This window comes from Pseudomonas sp. SIMBA_067, assembly GCF_046534675.1.
Lineage (GTDB): Bacteria > Pseudomonadota > Gammaproteobacteria > Pseudomonadales > Pseudomonadaceae > Aquipseudomonas > Aquipseudomonas putida.
In genome coordinates this window covers 1-353 of record NZ_JAWRYH010000139.1, presented here as the reverse complement: position 1 = coordinate 353, position 353 = coordinate 1, and the positions used below count along the sequence as shown (strand labels likewise).

At 53.3% G+C, this 353-nt stretch carries 1 protein-coding gene; it reads left to right on the top strand.

All coding sequences use genetic code 11. The features are described from left to right. The coding region (locus SB765_RS28415) for a hypothetical protein (protein WP_410932327.1) at positions 1 to 200 on the top strand (200 nt) is incomplete at its 5' end. Positions 201 to 353 lie beyond the last annotated feature (153 nt).

Genomic DNA, 353 nt, shown 5'->3' with positions numbered 1-353 from the left:
ACAGAGTGATGACAGTGATGAAAAAAGCTGTGTGCTTTCAGCAGGATTTGCATCAGGCATCAGTGCACGATCGCCGGATGCGGCGTGAACGCCTTATCCAGCCTACCAAACCCGCACTGATTGTAGGCATGATAAGACGCGTCAGCGTCGCATCTGGCATAAACAAAGCGCACTTTGCTGGTCTGTTCCCCTCACCCTAACCCTCTCCCCGGAGGGGCGAGGGGACTGTCCGGGCACATTTTTAGACTTTGTCATCAGTCTGAGCCTGCCATTGGCAGGCTCTGGTGTCCTTTTACGCTACCATGCTAATAATCAGCACAATAATCAGCCCAACCACGGAGTTGACCAGCTCC